Below are 15,699 nucleotides of genomic sequence, written 5' to 3'. Positions count from 1 at the left end.
GGCTGGCAGTCCTCATGCAAACAGCATGAGTGGAACTGGAACAATCATGCTCCCGAAGCCGGGGCATGTATGTGCGGTGACTAACACTCTTTCTGATTCGGATAGCCTGTCATGGCCCGTTACAGGCCCGAAGCCGGCCGCGACCGGCCGGCCAGCAGGTTCGCGGGGCGTTTTTTCACGCCCTGGATCGGGAACAGATGCTGCTGGAACTGCTGGGTAGCCAGTTCCCAGGAGTATTCCAGCGCATGCGCCCGCACCTCGCGCCGGTCCAGCGCCAGGGCTCGCAGGCAGGCCGAAGACAGGTCCTCGTCGAGTATCCCTGAGCGTCCCTGCGCCACTACATCGAGCGGGCCGGCGACCGGATAAGCGGCGACCGGCACCCCGCAAGCCATGGCTTCGACCATGACCAGCCCGAACGTATCGGTATGGCTGGGGAACACCATCACATCGGCGCAATTGTAATAGGAAGTGAGCTCATGGTGCGGTTTGGCGCCCAGGAATTGCACATCCGGATAACGCTGCTGCAGCTCTTCCCGCAACGGGCCGTCGCCTATCACCCACTTGCTGCCCGGCAGGTCGACCTGCAGGAAGGATTCGATATTCTTTTCCACCGCCACCCTGCCGACATACAGATACAAAGGGCGAGCGATGCAAGCATGGTCCTCGTCCACCGGCTTGAAACGCTCGGTATCCACTCCCCGGCCCCATAACACCAGGTGGCGGAAGCCGCGCTGCTCCAGCTCCTTGAGCACGTGCGGCGTCGGCACCATCACCGCTTTCGAGGGGCCGTGGAACCAGCGTAGCCAGCGGTAAGTCAGTGCCTTGGGCAAGATCGAACGTGCGCTCAGGTACTCCGGAAAACGCGTGTGGTAGGCGCTGGTGAAACCTATGCCCTGGCGCAGGCAGAAACGCCTGGCGGCCAGGCCCATCGGACCTTCGGTCGAGATATGGATGCAGTCTGGCGCAAACGCCTTCAGGCTGGCCGCGATCCTGGCGTAAGGCTTGTGGGCCAGGCGGATTTCGGGATAAGTGGGACAGGCGAAAGTCGGGAAATCGTCGGGACTGAGCAGCAATACTTCGTGGCCGTTATGGCGCAGGCAAGCGCTGGTGGCGCGCAAGGTATTGACTACTCCGTTGATCAGCGTTTGCCCGGCGTCAGTTACGATGGCAATGCGCATAACTCGCCAACCTTCTTGCCGGACACGGCATTCTTTTGCTGCATGATTTCCTGCCAGGTCACCAGGCGCAATTCGCCGCTGGCCTCTTCCACCAGCGCCGACAGGCTTTCTACCCAGTCGCCGTCGTTGCAATACTTGATGCCGTTGATGTCGCGGATTTCCGGCTTGTGGATATGGCCGCAAATGACGCCGTCCAGGCCCTTTTTCTGCGCTTCCGCCGCCAGCGCATCTTCAAACGAAGAGATGTAGTTGACGGCGTTTTTCACTTTCAGCTTCAGGTACTGCGAGAGCGACCAGTAAGGCAAGCCGGCGCGCGCGCGCCAGCCGTTGAACCACTGGTTGAATTTCAGGATCACGGTGTACAGGCTGTCGCCTACATACGCCAGCCATTTGGCGCAGGCGATGACGCCGTCGAAACGGTCGCCGTGCAGCACCAGCATGCGTTTTCCCTGCGCGGTGGTATGCACCAATTCATCGCGGATCCGGATACCGCCAAAGTCCAGATCGATGAATTGGCGCACAGCCTCGTCATGGTTGCCGGGCACAAAAATCACCTCGGTTCCCTTGCGCGCCTTTTTCAGCACCGTTTGCACTACATTGTTGTGGACCTGGTCCCAGTACCAGCGGCGCTTGAGCTGCCAGCCGTCGATGATGTCGCCGACCAGGTACAAGGTATCCGATTCGGTCGCGCGCAAGAACTCAAGCAGGCGAGCAGCCTGGCAGCCGGTGGTTCCCAGGTGCACATCGGAAATCCAGATGGTGCGGAAGCGGATCGGATCGCGCTTCGTCCCGGCGCCGACGCCGTTACCGGCATTGGCGCCAAACAACGCAGCTTCCAGAAACTGTTCGCCTGGTTTCATGTCGTCCTCGTTTCTTTAAGATAGTGACGCGCATAGCGCTGGTCCAGCTTGGATAGAGGCAGCAGCAGGAAAAAATCGGCGGAGTGGAAATCGGGATCCCAGGCCGGATCGCCACAGACCCAGGCGCCGCTGCGCAGGTAGCCTTTCAGCAGCGGCGGCATCTGCGCCACATGGCCGGTTTCGCGCTCATGCACCGGAAACGGCACATGCGGCGTGACGCGGTATTCGGCCGGCGCAAAGTTATTCTGGTCCAAGCCGTGGTACAAGGCCGCGGCGTTATGGCCGCCATCGGCCAGGCTGACGCTGGCGCAGCCCATCAGGTAGTCGCAGCGTTCGCGCCGCATGAAGGCTGCCAGGCCGGCCCACAGCAGCATGATGACGCTGCCGCTGCGGTATTCGGGATCGATGCAGGCGCGCCCTGCTTCGGCGATGCTGCTGCGCAGGTTATCGAGGCGCCCGAGGTCGAATTCCTGTTCCGAATAATAACGGCCCATGCTTCTTGCCGCGTGCGGGCTCATGACCCGATAAGTGCCGACCACGCGCAAGGTATTGGTGTCGCGGACGATCAGGTGATCGCAATAGGAATCGAATTCATCGCTGTCCAGGCCGTCCGCATTGGCCAGCGCGGAAAGACCCATCGTCTCGATAAACACCTTGTAGCGCAAACGCTGCACTTCACGTACCTCTTCCGGCGTACTGGCAAGACTAACCGTCAACTTGGAAACACTAGTACTTGCTTCGCCAGGATTCGTTAGCAGTTGCATTCATCGTCCTTTCTGATTGTGACGATGACAAGCCTAACTACCGATTACTTCAAGAAAATGACAAGTTTATTTCGGTTTTGTGACATAGCAACAGTGTCAAAAATATAATTCCAGGAACATGAATCCTGCGGTTTTCCGATAATGCGGAGCCCCTGCCTGCACAAAAAAACAGGGCCCGGATCTGTGCGGCGGCTTTCGCCAACGCACAGATCCGGGCCCTGTTCAGCACACTGCGCAGTACAAGCTGTCTGTCTTATTTCTCTTTCTTCGGACGGCCCGCTTTCACCGGCGGCAGGCTGGCCACGGCCAGTTTCAGGTTGGCCAGGTCCAGTTCGCGGATCAAGGCAACACCGACCCGCAGCAGCTCGCTCTTTTTAACTTCCAGGCCGGCTTTCAAGAAGGTTTTCTTGACGTCGCCCAAGACCTGGTATTCATCGGCCGGCATGGTGAAACTGTCGCGCACCAGCTTGGCTTTCTTTACCTTACCCTTTAAATCCGGCAGCGCCTTGATGCTTGGCGCCGGTTTTGGAACCGCTGGCTTGGCGACCGGCAAAGGTTTCGGCAGCGGCTTGGGCAAAGGTTTTGCGACTGTTTTTACTGCAGGCTTGGCAGCTGGCTTTGCTACCGGCTTGGCAGAAGGACGCGCTGCAGGCTTGGCTTTGGCAACGGGTTTTTTCACTGCAATCGGCTTCTTGACAACAGGTTTCACAATTTTACTGGTAACCATTCAACTCTCCATATTTAAATCGTATAAATAATATATACAATTATTCTATTATCAGCAAGGACCGCTTCAACAAAGACAACAAATTCATCAAGCCGTCACAATTTGCAACCAGAATCGCGACTCCTCCCACGCCATATTTTGACTTTCCGATGAACTTAAACTTGAAACGCTTTTTGTGCAAGTATCTGGCTGCTATCGCCTTGTGCCTGCCGCTGCTGGCAAATGCAGCGACCGACACCGTGGTGGTAGGCCAGGCCATCGATCTGTCGGGTCCGAACGCCGACCTGGGGCGCGACTATGTGGCTGGCATCAAGACCTATTTTGACGTGCTCAACGCCAAGGGCGGCATCAACGGCCGACGCGTCCAGTACCTGGTGCGCGACGACCACGGCCAGGCCGACCTGGCGATCAAGGCGGTGGCCGAACTGATCACCCAGGCCCGCGTTTCCTACCTGTTCGGCGGCGTCGGCGACGATGTCACCCGCGCCGTGCTGGATTCGGCCGAATTCAAGCGCAGCGGCCTGACGCTGTACGCACCGCTGGCCGGCGCCGATTACCGCAAAGACGCCAAAGTCCTGTTCTGGCGGCCCAGCTACCAGCAGGAAATCCGCCATATATTTTCCCATTTCGACAAGCTGGGCATCAAGGATGTCGGCGTGGTGTACCAGGAATCGGCCGCCACCGCCGACGCCTACCGCCGCCTGGCCGAGCGGATGAAGGAAAGCGGCATCAGGCTCAGCGGCACGGTCCACCTGGGCAGCGACCCGGCCAAGATGCGCAGCGAAACGGCGCAGCTGGCCAGCGCCAAGCCGGGTTTCGTGATCATGATTGCCGACACCGTGAATGCCGGCGTATTCCTGAAAGAATTCCGCAAACTGGCGCCGCAAACCTTCGTCGCCGGCTCTTCCCTTACCAACCTGACCACGCTGCGCCAGCTGGCCGGCGGCAAAGCCGTGGAGTGGACGGTGTTTTCGCAAGTCGTCCCGAATCCCAGCATCGGCAGCTCTTCGATACAGCTCGAACATTTGAACATGATGCGGAAATACCGCGACGAGCCGGTATCGGCGCTGACGCTGGAAGGTTTCACCGCGGCCAAGTCATGGCAGCGCCTGCTGGCGGCCGGCAAACGCACCAGCGGCCAGGCGGAATACGCCATTCCCGACGGCGGTTTTGACATCGGCGGGTATACGGTGGGCGACGTCGCCGACAGCAACCATCTGTCGAGCTATGTCGACATGGCGCTGTTCAACAAGGCCAGCGGACTGACCTACTGAGCTGATCTTGCCATCAGGCCGTTTGCAATTTATGCATGATCGGCTTTAGCGCCGGGTAAAGTTCGCGGTAGACCTCGAAGCGCGCGGCATACATCCGGTGTCTCGCCGCATCGGGGCTGGCGCGCTGCTCCAGGCTCACCCAGCCCTGCTTCACGTCCTCTCGGCTGACCAGGCCGGCGCCATAGGCTGCCAGCAAGGCGGCGCCCAAGGCGGCTTCGACGTTTTCCTTGATGGTGTAAACTGCATAGCCGGTGATGTCCGCGATAATCTGCATCCAGAGGTCGGAATGGCTGGCGCCGCCCACCACCACCAGCCGTTCGTCCAGAAACAGCGCGCCTTTGGCGCCGGCATCCATATTGTGTTTCAGCGCAAAACTGACGCCTTCCAATACCGCCCGGTACATGTGCGCCCGGCTGTGATACAGGCTCAGGCCGACAAAGGCGCCGCTGGCGCCGGCGTCCCACACCGGGCTGCGTTCGCCCATCAGGTAAGGCAGGAACAGGACGCCGTCGCAACCCGGCGCAATGGCGGCAGCGCGCACCTCCAGCAAGTGATGCGGATCGACCTGCTGCTGTTTCGCCTCGGCGATCTCGGCCTGGCAAAACTGCTCGCGGAACCAGCTGACCGACGCCCCGGCGGTAATCGCCCCGCCAAAAATATAATTGTCCTGCAAGCCGTTGAAGACATGCGGCATGCTGATCAGCCCATGGCTGGCGTCGGTGTTCTGGTTGAGGTAACCCCAGCACATGCTGGTGCCTATCATGGCCACATGGTTGCCCTCCTTGACCGCGCCGGCGGCAAGGGTCGCTACCGCCGCGTCGACGCCGCCCGCCATCAGCGGGATTCCGGCCGGCAGGCCGAATTCCTGCGCCCACTGCGGCAGCAAACCGCCGACCGCATCGCTCGATTGCAGCAAGCGCGACGGCATCATCTGCAATGGGATTCCCAGCATGGCCATGGTCTCCGGGCACCAGTTGCGCCCGACGATATCGTAGACGCCGCCGATGTTGCCGGCGGAACTGTGGTCAACCGCAAGTTCTCCCGTCAGCAGATAATTGATGTAGCTGTTGGGAGGCAGGAAATACCGTGTTTTCTCCCATATCTCGGGCCGCTGGTTTTTGATCCAGAGCATCTTGGTGTAGCCGTAGTAGCTGTCGATGCCGTTGCCGGTGAGCGTGCGCAGACGGTCGACATCCAGCGTTTTCCTGATCCAGGCAACCTCGTCGTTGGCGCGCCGGTCCATCCAGATCAGGCAAGGATGCAAAGGCTGCATCTCGGCGTCCACCGGAATGCCGGAGCCGCCGTACAAGCTGCTGATACAGATCGCGGCGACCTGTGCCGGATCGAAACCGGGCGCGGCTTGCGCCTGCCGCACGCATTCGCCGATACACGCGCGTACCGCATCGAACCAGACCTGCGGCCATTGCTCGGCCCATAGCGGCCTGGGCGTATCAACCTGATAGCTGCGGCTGTGCTGCGCGACAATCCGTCCGTTTGCGTCGACCAGCAAGGCCTTGCTGCTTTGCGTGCCGATGTCGACGCCGATCACATATTTCATGGCTGGCTCAGTCTCCTGGTGTGTTATCAGCAACCGGCTTGCGCAACAGCTTGAGCGGTGCCGGCAGATCAATCACAATAGGATAGCAGCAAGGGCCGGGATGAGCGCCGCTCACGATCAGGATGGGGGAAAAGAGAAGAGCCGGCCTGCGCCAGGCCGGCTCGGTATTGAAGGATGGGCGGCGCCGGCCGCTCAGGTCCGGCGGATGGCGAATTCGACGCCGATCTCGCGCCACCAGTCCTGCTCCTTGGTCATCCAGTAGGTGGCGGTGGGATGGTCTTCAATCCAGTCGCGCTTGATATCGAGTTCGATCTTGCTCTTCATCTTCAGGCGCAGCTCGTCGAGGTCGATCTCGATGCGCGAGTGCAGGAACATGACCGCCAGGCGCAGGGCCAGCACCGCCTTGGAAAAATCCGGATCCAGCAGCGCATCGCTGATCTTGCGCAGGTTGCCTTTCTGGCCGAGGATCAGCATGCTCATGGCGCGCTGTTCGCGAGTGGTGAAGCCCGACAGGTCGGCGTTCTCGATCAGGTAGGCCGCATGCTTGTGATAACCGCTCTGCGACACCACCAACCCTACTTCATGCAGCAAGGCGCTCCAGTGCAGGTACTGGCTGAGGCCGTCGCTGCTGGGCTTGAGCATGTCGAACAGCGAAGTCGCGGTTTCGGCCACGCGGCTGGCGCGCAGCTGGTCTACGTGGAAGCGCTGGGAAAAATCGTGCACCGACTGGTCGCGCCGGTCCAGGCGCGTGCCGCGCAGCTGCAGGTCCCACATCACGCCCATGCGCAGGCCGGCTTCGATCGGCTGGATCACTTCGATGCCGAGTTCCTGCATCAGGCCGATCAGCACCGCCAGGCCGCCAACCATCACCGCGGCGCGCTCCGGCTTCATGCCCAGCAAGTCGATGCGGCTGACGTGGCCGAACTCGACGAAGCGTGTGCGCAGGGCTTCCAGGCTGGTATACGACAGGCGATGGTCGCCCAGGCCGTTTTTTTCGATAGTCTCGGCAATCGCGCGGATGGTGCCGGAAGAACCGTAGGCATGGCTCCAGTTTTGCGGCCGGTACGGCGGCGCCGCATCTTCGAAATGACTGCGGGCGGACAATACCGCGGCATCGTAGGCTTCCGCGGTGATCTGGCCGTCGGCGAAAAACGCCAGGCTCTGGTTGACAGTACCGATGCCGAACGATTCCACCCGTTCGATCTGCTGGCCGCGCCCCAGGATCAGTTCGGTGGAGCCGCCGCCTATGTCCAGCACCAGCCGCTTTTCGTTCGGCAGGCGCAGCATGCTGGCGACGCCCATGTAGATCAGCCGGCCTTCTTCTTCGCCCGAAATGATTTCGATCGGATAGCCGATCACCTGTTCGGCGATAGGCAGGAATTCCGCTGCGTTCTTGGCCACGCGCAAGGTATTGGTAGCCACCACCCGCACCGCTTCCAGCTGGTAGTCGGCGAGGATGCTGCGGAAGCGCGACAGCGAATCCAGCGCGACCTGCATCGCCTGTTCGGTCAGGTAACCTTTGGCATCAAGGCCGGCAGCCAGTCGGATCGGGTCGCGCGCACTCTTGATGACGCGGATCGCGTCGCCATTGTATTTGCCTATATGCAAACGGAAACTGTTGGACCCCAAATCCACTGCTGCAAACATTGCTTACCTTTATCCAAACGAGCGTTCGAGAAAAACCGGCGCGGCCGGTTGAGAATACATACAGCGACGATTGCGACAATAGAGCCGGATTATTACATGCTGATGACAAGCAGTCAGAGGCAGCTTAGCCGATCGCAAGTGATCGCGCCAGAGCAAAATCGCCGCGCCGAGGACCACATCGTCTCATAAGCGCGGACAAGGTGCAGGCGCTTAGCCGTCGACCGCCGCGCCGCTCCAGAATGCCTGCACCGCGCTCAGTTCCCGGGTGCGCTTGAACGGCGGCAGGCTCTGCCAGATGCGGCGGCCGTAGCCCTTGGAAATCAGGCGCGGATCGCAGATCATCAGGACGCCGCGGTCGGTTTCGTCGCGGATCAGGCGGCCGGCGCCCTGCTTCAGATTGATGATAGCCGCCGGCAACTGGTGGTGCATGAAACCGTTCATGCCCTTGGATTCCAGTGCATCTATGCGCGCCGCCAGCACCGGGTCATCGGGCGGCGAAAACGGCAGCTTGTCGATGATCACCAGCGACAAAGCCTCACCGCGCACGTCGACGCCTTCCCAGAAGCTCTGGCTGCCGACCAGCACGGCGTTGCCGGCGGCGCGGAAACGGTCTAGCAGTTCGGTGCGGCCGGCTTCGCCCTGCACCATCAGGGGGAAATCCAAGTGGCGCGCTTCGAATTCGGCGCGCAGCCGCTCGGCCACTCGGTTGACTGCGCGGATCGTCGTGCACAGCAGGAATGCGCGTCCGCCCGAAGCTTCGATCACCGGCAGCGCGGCGTCGATGACAGCGTCGGTATAGTCCGGCGAATTCGGTTGCGGCAGGTTCTGCGGCACGTACAGCAGGCCTTGCTCGCCATAGTCGAAGGGGCTGGGCCAGGACTGGGCCGGCTCGTCCCACAGGCCCATTTGCGAAGCGTAGTGCTGGAAGTCGTTCTTCACCGCCAGCGTGGCCGAGGTGAAGATCCAGGAACGCGCTACGCCTTCACGCTGCTTGTTGAAAATCGGTGCGATCGACAGCGGCGTCTGGTGCAGCTGCAAGGACGAGGAAAAAGCTTCCACCCACAATACGCTGCCTTCATCGTCCTCTGCTTCGCCAGCCTTGGCTTTCTTCGGCGCCTTGCCGGCTGCCGCCGGGGCGCTGTTCCAGCCGTCCAGCTTGTAGCCCAGCTCGACCGCGCGGCTGCGGCACTGCTCGATGGTTTCGGCCCGCTCCGCCTGCTTTTCCAGGACCGCGATCATGCCGTGCAGCTGCGCGCGCATGGTTTCCAGCGCCGGGAAAAATATGCTCGACGCCGCGATCTGGTTGACCGCCAGCCGCACTACGTCCTGCGGGAAAGCCAGGCGCAGGTCGCGCGCGGCCTTTTCCACCGGCAGCACTACCTGCGCCCAGTCGGCGCCGTCGCGTGCATGCGACAAGCCTTCCGCCAGCACATCGCGGCACAGCTCCAGGATCTGCGAGGTGGAAACGGTATTGCCAAAAAATAAAGTGGCGACCTCGGGCAACTGGTGCGCTTCATCGAAGATGATCGTGTTGGCCGACGGCAGCAGTTCGGCGACGCCGGTATCCTTCAAGGCGACGTCGGCAAAGAACAGGTGATGGTTGACCACCACCACGTCAGCCTGCTGCGCTTCCTTGCGCGCCTTCATCACGAAGCAGTCCTGGTAGTACTGGCACTCGGCGCCCATGCAGGTATCGCGGGTCGAGGTCACCAGGTTCCAGATCGGCGCGGTTTCCGGCACCTTGGACAGCTCCGCCTTGTCGCCGGACGAGGTGGTTTTCATGAAACGGGAGATTTCGCGCAGATAGCCGACATCCTCGCGCGAAGTCATGCGGCCGTTCTGCAGCGTGCGCTCCAGGTGGAAATGGCAGACGTAGTTGGCGCGCCCCTTCAGCAGCGCCACCGAGACCGGCGCGCTGAGCGCCTTGCGCACGGTCGGGATGTCGCGCAAGAACAGCTGGTCCTGCAGGTTCTTGGTGCCGGTCGAGACGATCACCTTGCCGCCCCACAGCAGGGCCGGCACCAGATAGGCGAAAGTCTTGCCGGTGCCGGTGCCGGCTTCGGCGATCAAGGTGCGCTGCTGGGCGATGGCGTCGGCGATGGCTTTCGCCATTTCGGTCTGCGCCTGGCGCGGACGAAAGCCGCCGACCGCCTGTCCCAGCGGGCCGGTGCTGGCAAACAGGCGGTCGATGTCGGCGTCGTGCGCGCCGGCGGGCGCGGTGACGACAGCGGCGGCTGCAGCTGGAACAGCAACAGCGCCTTCCGCAGCAAGGGGGGATGTATCTTCGGTCAAGGTAACTTACTTAAAGTTGAAACTGAGATTAAAACTGACGCAGAGGCTGGATAGCTATCCTACCAGCCTTGGGGTGGGCTATCAGGCAGGGATGTCGGGAATTAATTGCATTCTTAACAGCGTGATCTGGTCTTTCAGCTGCAATTTGCGCTTTTTCAGGCGGCGCAATTGCAATTCTTCGTGCAGGACCTGATTCGTCATGGTATGAATGGCGGCATCCAGGTCGCGATGTTCGACTTCAAGTTCTATAATGCGGCGCAGGATTTCTTCTCGATCGATCATGGTCATATTCTTGCGTTGGAAAATGTTAACATACGGAAACACGTTGAAAATCATTCCTGCGTATAATATTTCCCATTAACTTCATACTGTATTACTGTGAATGAGTGGCGATTTAATGCCGGATCCAGAATTACCTAGAACAGGATGCAGTTTAATCTACCCAGACGAATGAGCCAATACAAGATCGAAGCCGGCACCGGCCAACACATCGGCGACCGCCAGGAACAACAGGACCGGGCCGCACTATTCACCGCCCCCAAAGCACCGGGCTACATGATGGCAGTACTTGCCGACGGCATGGGCGGCCGCAGCGGCGGCGCACTGGCTGCCGAGCAGGTGATCTGCACCGCCAAGCAGATATTCGAAGGTTTCTCGCCCCTGATCGACAATGTCGAGACCATGCTGCATAACATCGCGCTGGAGACCCACACCGTCATCAAGCTGAGCGGCTTTTCCAACGACAAGGATCCGCACACCACCATGGTGATCCTGGTGCTATCGCCGGACGGCACGGCCACCTGGGGCCATGTCGGCGATTCGCGCCTGTACCGCTTCGACGGCCCCAATTTCGCCGAGCACACCATCGATCATTCCTATGTCGAGAAACTGGTGAGCGAAGGCAAGCTGTCGCGCAGCGAGGCGAAATCGCACAACCTCTCCAATATCTTGCTGAACGCGCTAGGCTCCAGCACCGACACACCCCAGGTCAGCATCAGCCGCCATACCGGGCTCAAAGCCGGCGATGCTTTCCTGCTGTGTTCGGACGGGTTGTGGCACTACTTCACGGAAGATGAGCTGGGCGCCGCCATCGCCATGAACAAACCGCGCGATGCCGCCGAAATGCTGATCACCAAGACCCGCAAGCGGTCCGAAGGCCACGCTGCCGACAATTGCACTTTTGCGATCGTCAAACTGGTGGCGCTACCCAAGGAAGCGCAGAACTATACTGTCAAGAAGATGCGCCGCGCGGTGTAGATGTAAGCTACGCGCACGCGGCTGACCGCTTTACGGCGCGGAAGCCGGCGGCGGCGTCGCTGTTGCTGGCGCTGCTGGCGCGGCGGCAGCCTTCTTGGCGGCCAGATCCTTGGCCTTGGCGGCCTTGTTGTCGGCGACTTCCTTCTGGCGCGCAGCCGATTCCTTGGCTTTTTTCTCGAAAGCGGCGACATTCGCTGCCCGCTCCGACGCCTTTGCCGCCTCATCCTGCTGCGCTTTTTGCAGCTTGGCGTTATGCTCGGCTACCCGCTTGTCGGCCTCGCCCATATGCTTGCGGGTGTTGGCGGCGACTTCCTTCTCTTTTGCCGTGCCCTGCTTGACCTTTTCAGCGTTGCTCAGCTCTTTGGCCTGCTGGTCCTGGGCTTTCTGCGCCGCTTCGGCCGGCTGCGCGGCATCGTGCACTTCCAGCGCCTTGTCGCGCTCGTCGGCGCGGTCCTTGCGCAGGAAAGCATTGGCGACGATGTCTACCGGACGGATGGTCTTCATGGCCTGGCGCCGCTGTTCCTTGGCGATGTCGAGGCAATGGTTGACGAAGAATTTCTGGTAGCAGGCGCGCCGCTGTTCGAGGTCGCGCGCTTCGACTTCCGCCTTGGCGTCGGCGACATCGGTCAGCGCCTTGTTCGCGGTTTCCACCGAAGTCAGGGTTTCCAGCGGGTAGCGCGCGCTCAGCTCGGCGGCCGGCTGGTCTACCGGCTTCAGCGCGGCGTCCGCGGCTTGCGCGCCGGCGGACAGCGCCAGCAGCAGCGCAGCCGTACCCAGCAAGAGCGGGCGCCGCTGCACTGCTGGCGATGGTGACGAAGGGGCCAGGATCAAAGAGGCAAATTCCACGTAAACCTATCCATTTCTATACGTTATTTTCAAACAGCGGCCTTACTTACACAACTTGTTACCCGACTCATACAATAGAGTCGGCCTCGGAACGCCGTTCGCTATCCATATACTCGCGCGACTGCATCTCCATGATACGCGACACGGTGCGATGGAACTCGTTGGCCAGCATGCCCTGCATGTACAACTGGTCCGGCGCCACCGCGGCCGACATGATCAGCTTGATCTTGTGATCATAGAACACATCGATCAGCCAGGTAAACCGGCGCGCCTCGGACGACATCGCCGCCGACATCTGCGGGATACCGGACAATATCACCGTATGGAAGCGGCTGGCAATTTCGAGATAGTCGTTTTGCGAGCGCGGACCGCCGCACAAGGTGTTGAAATCGAACCAGATCACCCCGCCGGCGCGGCGCAAGGCCTTTATTTTACGCGCTTCGATGTCGACTATCGGATCTTCGTCGGCAGTCTCGGCAACGCCGGCAAAGGCGCGGCGCAAGGCGCGGTCGGTATCGGCATTGAGCGGCGCATGATAACTCTCGACCTGCTCCAGGGCGCGCTTGCGGTAATCGATGCCGGCGTCGATGTTCATCACGTCCAGATTGTCTTGCAACAGCTTGATGGTGGGCAGCATGCGGTCGCGGTGCAAGCCGTCCGGATACAGCGTGCTCGGCTCGTAGTTGGAGGTCATCACGAACGATACGCCGTTGTCGAACAAGGCCTTCAGCAGGTTGTAGAGAATCATGGCGTCGGCGATGTCGGACACATGGAATTCGTCGAAACAGATCAGCCGGTATTTCCTGGCGACCCGCTTCGCCACTTCATCGAGCGGATCGGCGACGCCCTTGAGCTCGTCCAGCTGGCGATGCACCGCGCGCATGAATTCGTGGAAATGCAGGCGCGTCTTGCGCACCACCGGCACTACCGAATAAAAGCTGTCCATCAGGAACGACTTGCCGCGCCCCACCCCGCCCCACATGTACACGCCGCGCGGCACATCCGGCCGCAGGATCAGGCGCTTGAAGGAATTGGAACGCTGCGCCTTGTACTCGACCCATTCATCGTAAGCCTGCTGCAGGCGGTCGACCGCGCGCCGTTGCGCATCGTCCGCCTGGAAACCCCGCTGCGTCAGCGCCTGTTCGTAAAACTCTGAGACGTTCATTGTGTTTTCAATTCTTGATGAAAAGCCAGAACCGGCTTGCCGGCGTCACGGCTTGGCAAAAAACCAACCATGCTTTTTGATTAAGCCGCTGAAAATAAAAATGGGCGAGCTTTCGCTCACCCACATCAAACCAGGCAGTACATCCAGCAACTATGACCGTCCCATCTCTACCTGTACCCGGCTAGGATAGGCTTTCTCCTTGCCGCCGAAACTGAGCGGCAGGTTCGCCCCCAATCCAAGGCCGACCGCGCCTATGCCGCCGCTGCCGCCGGTGGCGCCGATGCCGATGCTTGGAGAATTGAGCCCCGGAGGAGCGCGGTACACCACTTCCGAGGTGCGATAGCCGGGCTTGTTGCAAACCACATGCAGGTCGCCGTCGGCTTCAACGATCAGGACATTGCCGGGCGTGACCACATTCCAGCGGCTGCTGTCGGTTTTCACCACGCAGCGCGCGCCGGAAAGCTGCTGGCTGTCGGATGTCGCCTCGATCTGCACGCGGCCGTTATCCGACGCTGTAGTCGCGCAGCCGGACAATGCAAGGCCTAACGACAGAATCAACGGTGATAACGAATCGCGCATATGCTTTTCTCCCTTAGAAATTCAGGGACCGTTTGTCGACTGCCAGCGCCGCTTCCTTGGTCGCTTCCGACAAGGACGGGTGCGCGTGGCAGATACGGGCGATGTCTTCCGCAGATGCACGGAATTCCATCGCCACCACGGCTTCTGAAATCAGTTCTGACGCCATTGGTCCAACAATGTGAACACCCAGGATTTCGTCGGTCTTGGCATCCGCCAGGAACTTCACCATGCCTGAGGTATCACCCAAGGCACGCGCCCGTCCGTTCGCCAGGAACGGGAAGGTGCCTGCCTTGTATGCTACTCCATCTGCCTTCAGCTGTTGTTCCGTCTTGCCGACCCAGGCGATTTCCGGCGAAGTGTAGATCACCCATGGAATTGTATTGAAATTCACGTGACCGTGCTGGCCGGCAATACGTTCGGCAACCGCCACGCCTTCTTCCTCAGCCTTGTGCGCCAGCATCGGGCCGCGCACCACGTCGCCCACCGCCCAGACGTTCGGCAGGTTGGTCTTGCAGTCGCCGTCGACGGCGATGAAACCGCGCTCGTCCAGCTGCAGGCCGACGCCTTCGGCGTTCAGGCCAATGGTGTTGGGAATACGGCCGATCGACACGATCAGCTTGTCGTACACCGCTTTTTGCGCCGCGCCGGCGGCGTCGACATATTCAACAGTGACATCATTCTTGCCGGCCGTAATGGCGCCGATCTTGACGCCCAGGCTGACCTTCAAGCCTTGCTTGGTGAATAGCTTGCTGGCTTCCTTGGCGATCTGCTCGTCCACTGCGCCGAGGAAAGTCGGCAACGCTTCCAGAACGCTCACATCCGAACCGAGGCGACGCCAGACGCTGCCCATTTCGAGGCCGATGACACCGGCGCCGATAACACCCAGTTTAGCCGGAACCGCGTCAATTGCCAGTGCGCCGGTATTCGACAGGATCAGTTTTTCGTCAAACGGGGTGCCTGGCAAGGCGCGCGGATTGGAGCCGGTAGCCAGGATGATGTGCTTGGCGGTAATGGTTTCTTCGGCGGCGCCGGCGACCTTGATTTCGTAAGCGCTGGCATCGCCCTTGACGAAAGAACCGCGGCCATGGAAAAAGGTGACCTTGTTCTTCTTGAACAGGTACAGGATGCCTTCGTTGTTCTGCTTGACGACGCTATCCTTGCGCGCCAGCATCTGTCCCAGGTTCAGTCCCAGGCCTTTGACTTCGATGCCGTGGTCGGCGAACGCATGGCCGGCGTGTTCGTAGTGTTCGGACGATTGCAGCAATGCCTTGGATGGAATGCAGCCGACGTTGGTGCAGGTGCCGCCCGGCGCAGGGCCGTTCTTGGCATTTTTCCATTCATCGATACAGGCGGTATTGAAACCCAGTTGCGCGGCGCGAATTGCTGCAATATAACCGCCGGGACCGCCACCGATCACGACGACATCAAATTGTTTGCTCATTTCCATCTTTCGAATTATTGCCTTGCCAACTCATTGCCACCTGCCGCCAATTCGGGCAGCCGGCCCGCAGTAATCACAGTCACAAGGCGCTCATCATTTACTTAGCCGCCT

General features: G+C 60.5%; 14 protein-coding genes. 2 read left to right on the top strand and 12 right to left on the bottom strand.

The features are described from left to right. Nucleotides 1-119: 119 nt before the first annotated feature. The 4 genes from CFU_RS09135 to CFU_RS09120 all read right to left on the bottom strand — a co-directional run bounded on the left by CFU_RS09135 (nucleotide 120) and on the right by CFU_RS09120 (nucleotide 3,529). Nucleotides 120-1,178: a glycosyltransferase family 4 protein gene (locus CFU_RS09135; protein WP_014005754.1), complete on the bottom strand. Its 1,059-nt coding sequence runs from the start codon at nucleotides 1,176-1,178 to the stop codon at nucleotides 120-122. Further along, complete coding sequence (locus CFU_RS09130; protein WP_014005753.1) at nucleotides 1,160-2,038, bottom strand: UDP-2,3-diacylglucosamine diphosphatase; 879 nt, start codon at nucleotides 2,036-2,038, stop codon at nucleotides 1,160-1,162. The genes CFU_RS09135 and CFU_RS09130 overlap by 19 nt, the downstream gene beginning before the upstream one ends. Beyond that, entirely contained in the window at nucleotides 2,035-2,802 is a 768-nt protein-coding gene (locus CFU_RS09125) for a GNAT family N-acetyltransferase (RefSeq protein WP_014005752.1), read from the bottom strand. Before CFU_RS09125 ends, CFU_RS09130 begins: the two co-directional genes overlap by 4 nt. 253 nt (nucleotides 2,803-3,055) lie before the next feature. Further along, entirely contained in the window at nucleotides 3,056-3,529 is a 474-nt protein-coding gene (locus tag CFU_RS09120; protein WP_014005751.1) for a hypothetical protein, read from the bottom strand. Between the two features lie 161 nt (nucleotides 3,530-3,690). On the opposite strand from CFU_RS09120, the gene CFU_RS09115 reads away from it, so the two are divergent. Next, nucleotides 3,691-4,803 (top strand): ABC transporter substrate-binding protein, encoded by a 1,113-nt coding sequence (locus CFU_RS09115; RefSeq protein ID WP_190275238.1) that lies wholly within the window; start codon nucleotides 3,691-3,693, stop codon nucleotides 4,801-4,803. 13 nt (nucleotides 4,804-4,816) lie between these two features. Here CFU_RS09115 and CFU_RS09110 read toward each other — a convergent pair whose 3' ends face one another. The 4 genes from CFU_RS09110 to CFU_RS09095 form a co-directional block, all read right to left on the bottom strand. Continuing rightward, complete coding sequence (locus tag CFU_RS09110; RefSeq protein ID WP_041741615.1) at nucleotides 4,817-6,361, bottom strand: FGGY-family carbohydrate kinase; 1,545 nt, start codon at nucleotides 6,359-6,361, stop codon at nucleotides 4,817-4,819. Between the two features lie 192 nt (nucleotides 6,362-6,553). Continuing rightward, nucleotides 6,554-8,008 carry a Ppx/GppA phosphatase family protein gene (locus CFU_RS09105; protein WP_014005748.1) on the bottom strand — a complete coding sequence of 485 codons (1,455 nt, stop codon included), beginning with the start codon at nucleotides 8,006-8,008 and terminating at the stop codon, nucleotides 6,554-6,556. Nucleotides 8,009-8,218: 210 nt separating this feature from the next. Continuing rightward, complete coding sequence (locus tag CFU_RS09100; protein WP_014005747.1) at nucleotides 8,219-10,300, bottom strand: ATP-dependent DNA helicase; 2,082 nt, start codon at nucleotides 10,298-10,300, stop codon at nucleotides 8,219-8,221. Nucleotides 10,301-10,381: 81 nt separating this feature from the next. Further along, on the bottom strand, nucleotides 10,382-10,588 hold the full coding sequence (locus CFU_RS09095; RefSeq protein ID WP_170850937.1) for a YdcH family protein: 207 nt from the start codon (nucleotides 10,586-10,588) through the stop codon (nucleotides 10,382-10,384). 162 nt (nucleotides 10,589-10,750) lie between these two features. Between CFU_RS09095 and CFU_RS09090 the strand changes: the two genes are divergently transcribed. After that, nucleotides 10,751-11,557 (top strand): PP2C family protein-serine/threonine phosphatase, encoded by an 807-nt coding sequence (locus tag CFU_RS09090; protein ID WP_041741613.1) that lies wholly within the window; start codon nucleotides 10,751-10,753, stop codon nucleotides 11,555-11,557. Between the two features lie 30 nt (nucleotides 11,558-11,587). Here the strand turns inward: CFU_RS09090 and CFU_RS09085 are convergent, their stop codons facing one another. The 4 genes from CFU_RS09085 to lpdA form a co-directional block, all read right to left on the bottom strand. Further along, entirely contained in the window at nucleotides 11,588-12,403 is an 816-nt protein-coding gene (locus CFU_RS09085; protein ID WP_014005744.1) for a hypothetical protein, read from the bottom strand. Nucleotides 12,404-12,470: 67 nt separating this feature from the next. Further along, nucleotides 12,471-13,568: a cell division protein ZapE gene (gene zapE / locus CFU_RS09080; protein WP_014005743.1), complete on the bottom strand. Its 1,098-nt coding sequence runs from the start codon at nucleotides 13,566-13,568 to the stop codon at nucleotides 12,471-12,473. 150 nt (nucleotides 13,569-13,718) lie between these two features. Continuing rightward, nucleotides 13,719-14,147, bottom strand: coding sequence for a hypothetical protein (locus CFU_RS09075; RefSeq protein ID WP_014005741.1), 429 nt, complete (start codon nucleotides 14,145-14,147; stop codon nucleotides 13,719-13,721). Nucleotides 14,148-14,160: 13 nt separating this feature from the next. Further along, nucleotides 14,161-15,588, bottom strand: a complete 1,428-nt coding sequence (lpdA, locus tag CFU_RS09070; protein WP_041743192.1) for a dihydrolipoyl dehydrogenase — start codon at nucleotides 15,586-15,588, stop codon at nucleotides 14,161-14,163. Nucleotides 15,589-15,699: the final 111 nt, after the last annotated feature.

Origin of the sequence: Collimonas fungivorans Ter331, from assembly GCF_000221045.1 — a bacterium.
Lineage (GTDB): Bacteria > Pseudomonadota > Gammaproteobacteria > Burkholderiales > Burkholderiaceae_D > Collimonas > Collimonas fungivorans_A.
This window is presented reverse-complemented; position numbering and strand designations above follow the sequence as displayed.

Excerpts from the sequence above, each read along its gene's own strand:
- CFU_RS09135 (WP_014005754.1), bottom strand. The coding sequence starts at position 1,178 with ATGCGCATTGCCATCGTAACTGACGCCGGGCAAACGCTGATCAACGGA.
- CFU_RS09130 (WP_014005753.1), bottom strand. The coding sequence starts at position 2,038 with ATGAAACCAGGCGAACAGTTTCTGGAAGCTGCGTTGTTTGGCGCCAAT.
- CFU_RS09125 (WP_014005752.1), bottom strand. The coding sequence starts at position 2,802 with ATGCAACTGCTAACGAATCCTGGCGAAGCAAGTACTAGTGTTTCCAAG.
- CFU_RS09120 (WP_014005751.1), bottom strand. The coding sequence starts at position 3,529 with ATGGTTACCAGTAAAATTGTGAAACCTGTTGTCAAGAAGCCGATTGCA.
- CFU_RS09110 (WP_041741615.1), bottom strand. The coding sequence starts at position 6,361 with ATGAAATATGTGATCGGCGTCGACATCGGCACGCAAAGCAGCAAGGCC.
- CFU_RS09105 (WP_014005748.1), bottom strand. The coding sequence starts at position 8,008 with ATGTTTGCAGCAGTGGATTTGGGGTCCAACAGTTTCCGTTTGCATATA.
- CFU_RS09095 (WP_170850937.1), bottom strand. The coding sequence starts at position 10,588 with ATGACCATGATCGATCGAGAAGAAATCCTGCGCCGCATTATAGAACTT.
- CFU_RS09090 (WP_041741613.1), top strand. The coding sequence starts at position 10,751 with ATGAGCCAATACAAGATCGAAGCCGGCACCGGCCAACACATCGGCGAC.
- zapE (WP_014005743.1), bottom strand. The coding sequence starts at position 13,568 with ATGAACGTCTCAGAGTTTTACGAACAGGCGCTGACGCAGCGGGGTTTC.
- CFU_RS09075 (WP_014005741.1), bottom strand. The coding sequence starts at position 14,147 with ATGCGCGATTCGTTATCACCGTTGATTCTGTCGTTAGGCCTTGCATTG.
- lpdA (WP_041743192.1), bottom strand. The coding sequence starts at position 15,588 with ATGAGCAAACAATTTGATGTCGTCGTGATCGGTGGCGGTCCCGGCGGT.